Origin of the sequence: Methanosaeta sp. UBA458, assembly GCF_002496085.1 — an archaeon.
In the GTDB taxonomy this organism is placed as follows: Archaea; Halobacteriota; Methanosarcinia; order Methanotrichales; family Methanotrichaceae; genus Methanothrix; species Methanothrix soehngenii.
In genome coordinates, this window is sequence record NZ_DAIK01000102.1 from 5,235 (window position 1) to 18,001 (window position 12,767).

The 12,767-nt window shown below is 52.5% G+C and carries 10 protein-coding genes; 1 reads left to right on the forward strand and 9 read right to left on the reverse strand.

Annotated features, from left to right (window positions below):
- Positions 1–339 precede the first annotated feature (339 nt).
- Positions 340–651, forward strand: a complete 312-nt coding sequence (locus BP822_RS12950; RefSeq protein WP_083804627.1) for a DUF2188 domain-containing protein — start codon at positions 340–342, stop codon at positions 649–651.
- A 66-nt stretch (positions 652–717) separates the two neighbouring features.
- Here the strand turns inward: BP822_RS12950 and BP822_RS07075 are convergent, their stop codons facing one another.
- From BP822_RS07075 to BP822_RS07115, 9 genes are all read right to left on the reverse strand, one after another.
- Complete coding sequence (locus BP822_RS07075; RefSeq protein ID WP_286857871.1) at positions 718–1,611, reverse strand: SWIM zinc finger family protein; 894 nt, start codon at positions 1,609–1,611, stop codon at positions 718–720.
- Positions 1,608–4,715: a DEAD/DEAH box helicase gene (locus BP822_RS07080; protein WP_286857873.1), complete on the reverse strand. Its 3,108-nt coding sequence runs from the start codon at positions 4,713–4,715 to the stop codon at positions 1,608–1,610. The genes BP822_RS07075 and BP822_RS07080 overlap by 4 nt, the downstream gene beginning before the upstream one ends.
- A gap of 44 nt (positions 4,716–4,759) precedes the next feature.
- Positions 4,760–5,308, reverse strand: a complete 549-nt coding sequence (locus BP822_RS07085) for a DUF6691 family protein (RefSeq protein WP_273279076.1) — start codon at positions 5,306–5,308, stop codon at positions 4,760–4,762.
- A gap of 12 nt (positions 5,309–5,320) precedes the next feature.
- Positions 5,321–5,845, reverse strand: coding sequence for a YeeE/YedE thiosulfate transporter family protein (locus BP822_RS07090; protein WP_013718081.1), 525 nt, complete (start codon positions 5,843–5,845; stop codon positions 5,321–5,323).
- A 6-nt stretch (positions 5,846–5,851) separates the two neighbouring features.
- A complete protein-coding gene (locus tag BP822_RS07095; RefSeq protein WP_048132702.1) occupies positions 5,852–7,228 on the reverse strand; it encodes an MBL fold metallo-hydrolase in 1,377 nt (458 codons plus the stop codon).
- Positions 7,229–7,243: 15 nt separating this feature from the next.
- Entirely contained in the window at positions 7,244–8,977 is a 1,734-nt protein-coding gene (locus BP822_RS07100; protein WP_286878048.1) for an SLC13 family permease, read from the reverse strand.
- Positions 8,978–9,149: 172 nt separating this feature from the next.
- Positions 9,150–10,211, reverse strand: coding sequence for a hypothetical protein (locus tag BP822_RS07105; RefSeq protein WP_286878049.1), 1,062 nt, complete (start codon positions 10,209–10,211; stop codon positions 9,150–9,152).
- A gap of 181 nt (positions 10,212–10,392) precedes the next feature.
- On the reverse strand, positions 10,393–12,348 hold the full coding sequence (locus tag BP822_RS07110) for a GNAT family N-acetyltransferase (protein WP_286878050.1): 1,956 nt from the start codon (positions 12,346–12,348) through the stop codon (positions 10,393–10,395).
- 48 nt (positions 12,349–12,396) lie between these two features.
- Positions 12,397–12,767, reverse strand: a 371-nt coding sequence (locus tag BP822_RS07115) for an RNA-guided endonuclease InsQ/TnpB family protein (RefSeq protein WP_286878051.1), incomplete at its 5' end; no start/stop codon positions are given.

A 12,767-nucleotide genomic window follows, 5' to 3' on the forward strand; every position in this document is an offset into this window, starting at 1 on the left:
AAGCCCAGAGAAGGAGAATCTGCATGAATAAAATACTGAACTTTCCGATCGATTACGAAGACAATCACAAACCCGTGATTTAGCCGATGGCGAACGGGGCAGCCTGTCCCAATCCATCCCATTATGAAGGCAGCGGCCACATCTGATATCCCCCGGATCATCATGAATCTTGTGGGAATTCCCTGGCTTCCGGCCCTGCTCTATGGCCGCGGCCGCTCCAGCTCCTTCCATCTCCACCGCAATTATCCTGGGCGCACTGCAGCATTCATGGCCAGGGAAAGCCCCCTCGCAGAAACCCAACAAATCATTTTATATATTTAGAAACACTAATAGAAAAATATGGCTCGGAATGAGCGACATGTGGTAAAGAATTCCCGAAACGGATGGGATATCAAGAAGCCCCATGCATGGAGGCCTTGTGGTCACGCTCAGACCAAGGCCGAGGCGATCAGGCTGGCACGAGAGATATGCAGGAAAGAGAAGGCTGAGTGCATCATCCATAGTGAAGATGGAAAATTCGAGGTCTACGATAGCTATGGAAGGTGCCTGGACGCGTCAAGGTATATGAAGACAAGTCCATTTAAGGGATTTGTTAACTGGATGAGCAAGCTCTTTCAGTCAATAATGCACTCATCAAGGTTTCGGCAATAGCTTTCAGCAGTTTTTTGCCTTCCAGCATCCAGCTCGTGAAGCGTGGCATAGCCAGTGCCATCTTTACTACTGCATCTCTTTGCTTTCAGTCTCGCCAGTTGCCCTCTGAAGTGCTGCTTTGCCTGCTTTTTCATAGGCCTTGGGGAGCAATGCTGCCAAATTGACGCCTGCTATGTAAAAAGGGCTCGGCCCCAGTCTCTCCAAAACTGCCCCCTTTACATCAGGGGCTCTTGGATTGATCTCCAGCAGATCAAGCTCGCCACCTCCCCGCCAGTAGCAATCCAAACACTCCTCCAAGGGCTTGAATTGCTCCCTTGCGTCCTGGCTTGATCTCGAAATCCCATCTGCCTCCTCAACAGCCTCAGCGGAACGCATCTTGCGCATCGCTTCCATGATCTGCTCTTTGCTCCGCCCTCGAAGCTTGAAGATCAGGAAAGGATCGCAGTCAAACTGCTCTGCCAGAAGATAGTAGACCGCAGCTATATGCTTGCAGGGATTAGACCAGTCCGGGCAGGAGCAATCTGTCTTCAAGTCCCTGCCCTTGCTGGGAAAGAGGGATAGACCTGACTCGGAGAAGGCCTCTTCGATGTTCTGCGGCATCTCCCCGCCCAGCAGCCGGGCTGCAAATACTGCTTTTGAGGCCATAGTCGAGGCAGCCTTATCCCACTCAGCATCCGACAGTGGCTTCAGCTTTATCACCACATCATAAGGCTCCGATCCGGTTCCCTGCACCCTGGCCCTCACTATGCCGGGATTGACATCTATGGATATAACCTGCCCTTTTCGAGCATAGCTTTTTCCTCGAGTGAGCCTGGCTCCCAGATTGAAGGATTCAAGGGTCTTGACCCAGCGCTTGGACCACCATGTTTCTCCTATGCATCCTCGTTTGCTCTTGGCTTTTAGCCCGTTCTCGACCTTCTTGGGCTTGGCTGGTTCATAGTAGCTCCAGTAGGGGCTCATTTTCTATCGCTCCGATCGCTGCTATCGCTCCCATTGCTCACTGCCTCCTGCCTCAGAACAAGCAGCTCTCTCAAGCTATCATCAGACAGCTCAGTCAGCCAGGCTTCGCCTGTCCCTATCACCGATTCTGCCAGCGCTTTCTTCTGTTCTATCATCTGGTCTATTCTCTCCTCAAGCGTTCCAGCACAGACGAACTTATGCACAAAGACGTTCTTCTTCTGGCCGATGCGGAAGGCGCGGTCAGTAGCCTGATTCTCCACCGCAGGATTCCACCAGCGATCGAAGTGGAATACATGGTTGGCAGCAGTCAGATTAAGGCCGAAGCCTCCGGCCTTTAGTGATAGTATGAATATTGGAGAGCTTCCCTGCTGGAACCTTTGGATCATCTCCTCTCTCTGCTTCCGGCTGGTCTTGCCGTGCAGGAAGAGGACTTCAACCCCGAGCTTTTCCTGCAGCTGATGTCTGAGCATCGCCCCCATGCCGGCGAACTGAGTGAATATCAAGGCCCTGTCACCAACAGAAATGGCCTCGTCGAGCATCTCCTCCAGACGGGACAGCTTTCCGGAGCGGCCCTCCAGCGGGCTTCCGTCCTGCAGGAAGAGCGCCGGGTGGTTGCAGATCTGCTTGAGCTTGGTCAGTGCAGCCAGAATCTGACCTCTGCGCTTCATGCCTTCAGAAGACTCGATCCTGGATAACATATCCTCCACCACCGCAGCATAAAGGCTCGCCTGCTCCGGCGTCAAATTATAGCCCACCTTCATCTCCGTCTTTTCTGGGAGGTCCTTTATCACTGTGGTGTCGGTTTTTAGCCGGCGCAGGACAAAGGGCTGGATGAGAGATCGCAGGGCCTCGGAATGAGCTCTATTATTGTATCTTTCTATGGGCAGCACGAAATCCCTGCGGAAGGATTCGAATGAGCCCAGATAGCCGGGATTGAGGAAATCCATGATCGACCATAGCTCAGAGAGCCTGTTCTCCACGGGCGTTCCTGTCAGAGCGATCTTTTGGGTGGCTTTCAGGCGCTTTATGGACTGGGTCTGCCGGGCAGACTGGTTCTTGATGCTCTGCGCCTCGTCCAAGACTATGTGACCCCAGGATACGGCATTAAGCTCTTCTTCATCCCTCTGGGCAAGAGAGTAGGTGGTGATAACCACATCTGCCTTTTCCGCCGCCTTCTCGAAGTCCTGGCCGGAGAGACGGCCCAGGCCGTGATGCATGAGGACCTTCAGCCCGGGGGCAAAGCGCTCGATCTCCCGCTCCCAGTTGCCGGCAACAGACATAGGACAGATGAGAAGAGTGGGGCCGGGGCCCTTCATAGTCTCTCTCTCATGCAGAAGAAATGCAATCAACTCTATCGTTTTTCCCAGACCCATATCATCCGCCAGACAGGCTCCCAGGCCGAGCCGGTTCAGGTACATGAGCCAGGATACGCCCCGTAGCTGATAGGGCCGCAGAGTGCCCTGGAAATCTAGGGGGGAAGAGAGTTGCTCCATATGGCCGCTGGGGTCAGAAAGAGCGGAAAGCATCTCTTTGATCTTGCCCTCGGCCTCAAAGCCATGCACGGGAAGGGTGGTTTTCGCTTCAGGCAAAGGATGGCCGGCTGGATTCAAGCCCAGATGCAGAGCCTCAGCCAGGGTCATCTCGTGGTTCCTGTTCTTATGGAAAAAATCAATGGCCGCCTCGATATCCTGAGGCCTCAGCTCCATCCACTCTCCCCTTATTTGAATAAGAGGGATCTTGAGGTGAGAGAGCTGTGCGAACTCCTCTCGAGAGATAACATAGTCGCCTAAAGATAGCTGCCAGTCGTATTCCACAACCGAGTTCAGGCCGAAGAAAGCAGAACCAGCATTGCCCTCTTTTCTGGGTGCGTCCCTCAGCTGCAGCTTCACACCCAGGCGTGTGCCGGGTCGCTGCCACCAGGCGGGCAGCATTACTCCGAAGCCATTCTGCTCTAAAAGAGGAGCCGATTGGCGCAGGAATGAATAAGCTTCTGTGGTTTCCATCTCCAGTTCTGCAGGCCTGGCAGTCTCCAGGCTCTTTTCCAGCTGGGGAAAGAGTCGCGCTGCTCTGCCCAGGTCAGCGAGAAGCTGCTCTTGCGGATTCTTTATGCTCTTTTTCAAGAGGGTGAGAGCATCCGACTTTGTCCTCCATACCTCTCCCGCCGGGACCATCAGGCTGCGGTCGTCTTTTGCCTGGAGGAAGAAGCTCAATCTCCAGGTCTCCTCTTCCGCCGGGGCTTGCAGCCGGAAGCAGGTGCGAAATGGTACAGACACCGCTTTTGGCTCGAGTTCACTGATCCAGGAGTTCATCTTCTTGGCGAAGGCGGCGACCTCCTCAGTCGAGGCTTCAAGCGTTGGGTCCTTTGAGGTAAGAGACAGCAAGAACTGCTGGGGCAGAGGAATCACTCGCGGTCTGCGCCCTCTCTTGGGTGGGAGGAGTGTAAGCTGTTCCAGGCTGCCGCGCACCAGAGAGTCAGCCATTCCATCCACGAAGCTTCTCGCCAGATCTTTTGGAGAGGATTTATCTGTGGGGAACAATCTGAGAGCCTGGCAGCTTGGTGGCATGGCTTTTGAGAAGCGATCAAGCCGTTCCAGATCGGTCTCATCCATCACCGCCTTCCATAGAGAGTATCTTTCTCTGACCGCAGGCACAAACTGCTCTTTTGCCACCAGCTCCAGGGAATAGAGGGCGAGCCTGGACCAAAACCGCATTGAATCAGCATAAACAACTCCCTTGAGCGGATGTATGGGAAGATCCAGAAGAAATTTGGCTGCCAGGTCAGGCGCAAGGGCTAGAACATCAACAGCGCATTCGATCAGCCCAGCAGGCTTTTGTGAGATATAATCCTCTCTCAATAGCCAGGGCGAGGGAAGAGGTCCATTTTTGCCGGAAGGAATCCTGAGAATCAGTGCTCGAGTCTTGGCGCCATTCAGATGAAATGCCCTGGAAATTTGCGTTTTCAGCTCCTTTCCCGGCAAGGAGAATGGATGAGCTGGAATCCCTTCGCTGCTAACTGAATAGCCCTGATTGACCAGAGGTAGAGCTGAGGATTCAGCCCAGATATAAAATGCCTCGGTATCCCAGAGAGAGTGCAAGACGTACATGCTTTAAGTCCTTTGGCTCAATCGGGCTTAGGTTATATTGTTATTTAAAAGCTTAGCCAGCGCAGCACGGCGACTATCAAGACTGCCACGGCAGCAATGACGATTATCGGCCTGATGCCTATAAGCTCCGGTATTGTGCCCTCTGGAAGGGGGCCCCATTTCAGCACCGACCGGTTCAGGACAGGATAGAGGCGGGCGAACATCCCCGCTCCAATAATGATGCCAACCATCCCCACCAGGGCATCAATCGCTCCTGACCCAAATGCAGCAGCAGCGGTTCCTGGACAGTAGCCCAGAATAGCAAACCCCGCCCCGAATATCAGCCCGCCTATAACGGTAGATCCGATCGATCCGGGTTTGATGTGCAGACGGACAAGCCCCGCAGACCTCATGATATGGATCCCTATCATCCCCACCAGAATGGCTGTGAGCATAACCCTGACCACTGTGAAGTCGGTGAGCTGGAGCTGGCCAACTATCACCCCATAGTCGGTCAGCCCTCCCTTTTGGAGGAGGAATCCGAAGATAACGCCGAATAAGAAACCGAGGGCGACCTGTGCCCTTCCATTTGACCTGATCGTCTCAAAAGGCATCTTTATCACCCCTCATTTGATCCCCAATCCAAAGATCAGTGCGGCGACTGCAATCCCTGAGACAAAAAAGCATACCACCGCAATCCAGCTTACCAGCGATAGCTGAAGAGTGCCGGATATGCCATGACCGGAGGTGCAGCCATCAGCCCAACGGGCCCCCAGGCCGATCAGAATCCCCCCGATCAGAGCTATGGCGAACCGGAATAGCGCATCAGCTCCGAAGGCCTCAGCGAATATCGGGGGCACAATCAGAACCGCAAGACGGCCAGAGAGGAATGATGACAGAAGCGATCCAATTATCATGCCGAAGACGATCATCCACTGCCAATCAATTTTGGGCTTGATCTTCTGGTAGTAGGACATCTGGTCCGCATTTTCCCGGTTAATCGCCGATTCGATCATACCGGCAGACTTGGCAAACGCCGTCGAGGCACCCAGGGGGCGATCGGAGAGAAGGAAGGCGATCCAGGAGAGGACCCCTATCCCCGCTCCCACAACATACGGCGACCATGAATCCATCGTTATCCAATCGATCATAAGAGATCAGTCGTTAAGGGCGCAGATACCCAGCTTCTGGTACGCGGTGAATCCGCCCGCCATATTAAAGACGTTATTAAATCCGTTCATCTTCAGGATGGATGCCGCAATGCTCGCCCTCTGTCCTCCTCTGCACATCACAATGTACTTCCTATCCCTGGATAGCTCTTTATGTCTGGTTCTGAGGTCGTGCCAGGGGATCTGAATCGATCCGATGACGCAATCGTCAGTCTTCTCCTCCGCTGACCGGACATCGATGATAACCGCCTTTTCCGATGCAACCAGATCATTTGCCATATTGGGGGTTATTATTGGAACAGTATCTACTGGCATAGCGTTCACTCCCCAGGCCAGCATGCCCCTTTCGAGGAACGCTTCCACGCTATCCAGACCTACCCGGCGCAGCTGCATAGCAGCCTCGTCCACCTGTTCATTCCCTTCAACCACCAGGAAGATGTCCTTTTTCGGGGGTATGACCCAGCCTGCCTGGGTGGCGAAGCTGCCGGCAAGATCGATATGCCAGGATCCAGGTATATGCAGGCCGGAGAATGCCGGATAGCTTCGTACGTCCAAGATCGCCGCCTTTTCGGATTTTATGCTATTGGAAAAGGCCTTCGGATCCAAAGGTTTAGGAGTTTTGAGGCTCCTCATGAGATTGGGCCCCACCCTGTTGATCTCTGAGCAGCGAGCGAAATGGTCCGGGGCAGCTGGCATATCCGAGGTGAGGGAATGTATGAACTCCTGGCGATCGGATATCTGCAGGGCATAGTTGTATTTTCTTTCAAAGCCAATGGTGCTGCTCCTCTTTGCGCTTATCGCCCGTCCGCAGAGCGATCCCATGCTATGAGCAGGATAGACCTCGCAGTGGTCCGGAAGCTTAAGGATCTTCTCGTGCAGGCTATCATAGAGGGATGATGCAAGCTCCTCTGCTCTGCCCGGAAAGAGGTCCGGCCTGCCAACGTCTCCTACAAAGAGAGTGTCACCGCAAAAGAGGGATACAGGGTCATCTGCCCTGCTGGTGTCAGCAGCTATGTAGGAGATGTGCTCTGGGGTGTGGCCTGGGGTCTCGATCACCGAGAATATGATATCCTCCAGCTTTATCCTGTCCCCTTCTTTTAGGGGTTCATGGGGAAAAGCGCAGTTCGCAGATGCTGGAGCATAAATCCTGGCTCCAGTCGCTTCTTCCAGATCGAGGTGGCCGGAGATGAAATCAGCATGCAGGTGCGTCTCCAGGATATGAGTTATCTTAAGACCCATCTTCTTGGCAGAATCCAGATAGGGACGGATGTTTCGTTCTGGGTCGATGACTGCACAGATGTTATTCCCGGCTACCATGTAGGAGCTATGGGCGATGCCGGGGACGAAAAATTGATGGATGATCATCATTCTCACCTCTTATCAGATTAACAAATAGATGAATGTTGTTTCAATGCATATGAAAAGAACGGTCATAACGCCTCCCGCCTTGAGGTAATCCCTGATGGTATATCCACCGGGATCCATCAGCAGAGCGTTCACCTGATGGGTGGGAAGGATAAAGGAGTTCTGAGATGAGACTGCCACCAGCAGAGCCAGAGCCCTGGGATCCGCCCCTATGCCTGCGCTCAAAAGTAGCACCAGAGGAACTAAGAGGACTGTTGCCGCCACATTGGATATGATCAAAGAGAGAGCGGTTGTGAGGATGGCTAGGGAGAGCATGACTGCAATTGGGTGGGCGCCAGCCAGAAGATCGACAAAAGAGCTGGCGATGAGCCTGGAAGCTCCAGTGTTCTCCATCGCTATTCCGAAGGGAATCAGGCCGCCTATGAGAATTACGCTCTTCCAGTCTATGGCGTGATAAGCCTCGTCCGGAGTGAGAATCTCCGCCAGAATCATGGCCACAGCTCCAGTGAGAAGAGCGATGGAGATCGGCATTCCTGTAAAGGTAAGGGCCAGGGAAGCAATGAATATCATGACGGCCAAAGGCCCCTTCTTATAGCGAATCTCCTCTCCTTCGGGATGAGTGAGCAGCAGAAGATCCTGGTGGCTGGCAAGAAGCCTCAGGGTGTCCCATGATCCAAAGGCGATGATGGTATCGCCGGCTGCAAGAGGGGTATCGTAGAAATCCGATCTTGACTCCCTCATTTTGCTATAATGAACGATCGGTTCTATGGAGAACTTCTGGCGAAATCCGATCTCCCGCAGGGTTTTGTCTATGATCGAGGCCTTTGGCCGGACGATCAGCTCAGCCAGGCCAAATCCTCCGCTATCCAGGATGGACTTCAATCTGCTCCGGTTTTCAGTGGGCACACAGCCGGAAGCCGAAATAAAATCATTAAAATCCTCTTTGGATCCGAGGAAGGCCAGCTCCTGGCCGGACTCCAGGCGAGCATATCGGGAAGGGGCTACAGTCACCTCAGTATTCTTCCGGATGGCAAGCAGATTGAGGTCATATTTGATCTTGAATGATGCCTCTTCCCTTGTCTTTCCAGAGAGATTGGATGATCGGGGGAGAATGCAAGTCTTGATAGCGTAGTCGATGCCCCAGATCTCAGCCACTGTAAGCTGGCATTTCTTTTCCTTTTTATTCGGGAAGATGCGAGATCCAGCCAGGGCGAAGAGGGCGACCCCGGCTATGAGCAGAGGCAGTCCTACCGGAGTTACGGCAAACATGGAGAAGGGCTCCATCCCGTTCTGGCGCAAGAGATCATTGAGGACGATAAGAGGTCCAGAGCCGATCATTGTTACTGTGCCACCCAGGATGGCGGCAAAGCCCATGGGCATCATCAGGTGGGAAGTGGGGATTGAGGTCTGCTGACCTATCCTTCTTATCGCCGGCAGGAATAGGGCGGCTGCTCCGATATTTTGCATCACTGAGGAGAGCAAGCCCACGGTCATGGATACAGTAGAGATGATCCTTTTCTCATTCATCCCAGCATATTTGATAATAGTGCTGGCCAGGCGGGATGTTACCCCGGTTCTCTCGATTCCGTATCCCAGGATCATCACCGATGCCATTGCCACCACGGCATTTGAGGCGAAGCCTGATATCGCTTCCAATGGGCTGATAAGGCTCAGCCAGGCTAAAGCGAGGCAGGCCACTATGGCGACAAGATCGAGCCGTATACGGTTGCTTATAAAGAGGACGAGCATGGCTGCGATCACCATGCTGAGGAGAAGGATGCTATTATCCATAGGGAAGAGGATATTTGCAGCCAAAGAGGATAAAAAGGTTCTCTCCTTGTTGGCGGGATGATTGCGTGAAATGCTAGACAAAAAAATGAAAAATAAACAAAAAAATGAAAAAAATGCTCAGATCGTCAGATCAAATGGTAAACCTGTATGCTGCACCACTTAAGAATGTCCCTGTCTCCCAATAGCTCTCGCCATCCTTGCTGATCACTATGGTATGCCACATATTCCCAGGCACATTAAATCTGTAAATGCCATCGGAAAGATCCTTTCCGAATCCCTCTGTGCCTATATATTCTCCATCAAGGTATACATCATAGCCTAAAAGCCAGCTTGACCTGAGGGTCACAGCAGCTGTCCCGCTGAGCGGCACTGGAACATATGAATTCCGATCTGTCCAGGTGCCGGAGCCCTGGCCGTAGACATATACGTAGATATAGTTGCTCCATCCATTGCAGTAATACTGGAGGATATGCCAGCCAGGAACATCTCCATTGAACCATTTCTTATTCCATCCGGCAGAGGAATAGCCCAGATATTTTACACTCAGCTCTCCATTGGGGTACCACTCATAGATCCATAATGGGCCGGAAGAGGAAATCTGCAGCCACATAGGCTGCCAGCCAAATAACCTGCAAGCTCCTGTCGTCTGAGGAACATAGCTCAAATAGAGCTCATTTCTTGCTATCACTCCACCTGGGACTGCGGCGCTGATACTGGATGGATAAGTGGACTTTTCGCTTGATGTCGCTCTTCTCTGCTGGCCGGAAGAGAATCCAGTTGCAGAAGTGTCAGCCCTATCGATGCCTGCTTTAGCGAAGTCGGTCGGAGCAAAGTCAGTTGCGGCGATCAGTGAGTCTTCAGCCTCGGCAGAACGGGGCGCCTCTTTATAGTCCACTATAGATGATTCTGGAGGTATATCCAGCCCCAGGATGTCCGGGCTGCTGGGAGCAACAGGAACAGGAGCGCCAGAAGGAGCCGCGGTCTGGTAGATTGTGCTCTCCTTGGAGCTGGAGCCTGTCTCAGTTAATTCGAATCCATCGAACTCGGAGTATTGATTCAGGCTTCCATCGACATAATACTGACCCTCTGAGATATATGGTACCATCGCAGACGGACTGTCCGTATAAGCCTGGTCAAAGCCCTGCTGGCCATGGGCAGATATCGCCATGAATATGACAAAAATGCTCAACATTGCTAGAAAAATGGTTTTCTTCATCCACTTCACCTCGATTTTAATATGATATTACACTCCCCTTTGATTCTTGATCTCCATCGACTATCCCGATGGATAATATTTCGATCGCTCTCATGATGTAAAAAAGTATGTTTTGTATGAACCTTATGAAGATCCTTTAAAGGTCCATCACCAGTTGTCAGGGAAACATGGCCACCAGCTCATAGACCCCGGAATCGCGCCTCTTGCTGACTGCAAAACCCATTTTTTTAAATAGATGAAATACGGGATCATTTCCTGCCAGGACCTCAGCGGTAAATCCGAGGAGCCCCTGCCTTTTCGCGAGGTATGTCAGATATGCCAAGAGCTCGCCTCCTATTCCATGGTTCTGGCAGTCATCCCTTACTACCAAAGCCACATCTGCGGTGAACATATCGCTGTTAATGCCATACTGGCCCAGGCCGCAGATGGACTCGATGCCATCCTCTTCTACAGTTGCCACCAGAACCATCTTCTGGAAGTAATCCACCGCAGCAAACTTCTGAAGCTCCTGGTGGGGAATATCTCTCCGGGCGGAGATGAACCTCTGGTACATGCTCTCGTCGGACAGGGAGTAGAAGAAGTCTTTGAGAAGGGGCTCATCGCTGATCTTCACCGGCCGCAACAGGATTCCGAGACCCGTCCTGGTGGTCTTCCATGCCTCCAGCTCTTCCGGATACTCTCCCTGCACTCCGGGAATGAAGGCCTGGTCCGGATAGATCAGATGCATCCTCTTAGCCTCCTCAATCAACCAGAGGCGGAATAAGGGATGAGCGATGGCGATTAGGGCCATGGCCCTCTCTCGGATGCTCTTTCCATGTAGATAGGCGATGCCGTATTCAGTTACCACATAATGAATATCTCCCCGAGTCAATGTTACCCCTGCCCCCTCCCCAAGGAATGGAACTATTCGGGAGACTCTTCCCCCTTCCAGGGAGGCCTCATTATCTGAGGAATCAGCACTGGTGACTAGAGCGGTAGAGGGCAGAGCGAGGACGGTCTTTCCTCCTGGTGCAATAGCCGTGCCCCTCATGAAATCGGCCTGGCCGCCAATACCGCTATAGAAGCTATGGCCCAAAGACTCTGCTGTGGCCTGGCCGGTGAGATCGATCTCCAGGGCGCTGTTGATAGCTATCATCTTGCTATTCTGGGCGATGATCAGGGGGTTGTTGGTGTAGTCGATGGTCCTGAACTCTATGCTATCGTTATTTCGCAGAAAATCATATGTCGAGCGGTGGCCCATGCAGAAGGTGGCGATGGTCTTTCCAGGATTGATGCTTTTATTGCTGTTGTCCACCACCCCATCCCTTATGAGCCCGGCTATGCCATCGCTCAGTAGCTCAGAATGCACCCCTAGATGCTTTTTCTTCTTCAGGCTGGAGACGATGGCATTGGGAATGCTGCCGTATCCCACCTGGATGGTCGAGCCGTCTTCCACTATTCTAGCCACATATTTTCCTATTCTCTGGGCGATCTCGCCAGGGACGTCCTCTATGTACTCCAGAAGGGGCTCATCCCAGGGGATCAGATAGTCCACGTCGTCCATCCGGATCCAGCCATCGCCATTAATGGCGGGCATATGAGAGTTGGGCTGGGCGATGACTATTCCCGCTTTCTCCACCGCCGTGCGGACGATATCGACGCTCACTCCCAGGTTCAATCTGCCATCCTTGTCCGGCAGGGTGGTCTGGATGAGGGCCACATCCAGCGGTATTCTCTCCGATCGGATCAGCTGGGGAAGATTGGAGAGGAATATGGGGGTATAATCAGCTTCGCCCCGATTGACGGCGTTTCTAGTATGGTCGCCGATGAAAAAGGAGTTGAGCCGAAAGTTGCTCTGGAACTTCTCGTCCGTGTATGGTGCCACCCCAAGGGTGACTATGTTTATGAGCTCAGCGTCAAGAAAGGCTTTGGGTCGCTCTTTGACGAATTCAAGAAGCGATCTGACCAGATGCTGGGGCTCCCCGCAACCTGTTCCCACGAATATCCTGTTGCCGGGGCGAATTTCCTGGAAGATGAAGCGCTCCAGATCTCTGAACTTGCCCGGCCACTTTTCCTTGATATCATGCCAGAAGGCTTCCCTATCATATGATTCTGAATTGAGTGATTCCTGCATTTCGAGCTCCTTGGTATTGATTATTATATCTGGTGACTACTCCCCTGCCTAGAAGACCGGGGCTTCTACGGATTTGATGCCGACAGATTGTAGTCCCAATCTGAGTATGTTGATTGCAGCATTCCAGTCTCGATCCATTGAAAGACCGCATTGAGGGCAATTGTGGACTCGATCTGAAAGCGTCTTTCCGACTAGGATACCACACCTAGAACACATCTTTGACGTATTTCTTGGATCTACCAGTACTACCATCGAACCGGCACTTGCAGCCTTGTACGAGGTCAGAGTCACAAGCATATTCCAAGCCACGTCTGAGATGGATTTTGCCAGGCAATGGTTTTTGAGCATATTTTGAATACTAAGATCTTCAAAGGCAATCAAGCCGAACCTGTTAACTAGATATCGACTAACCTTATGGG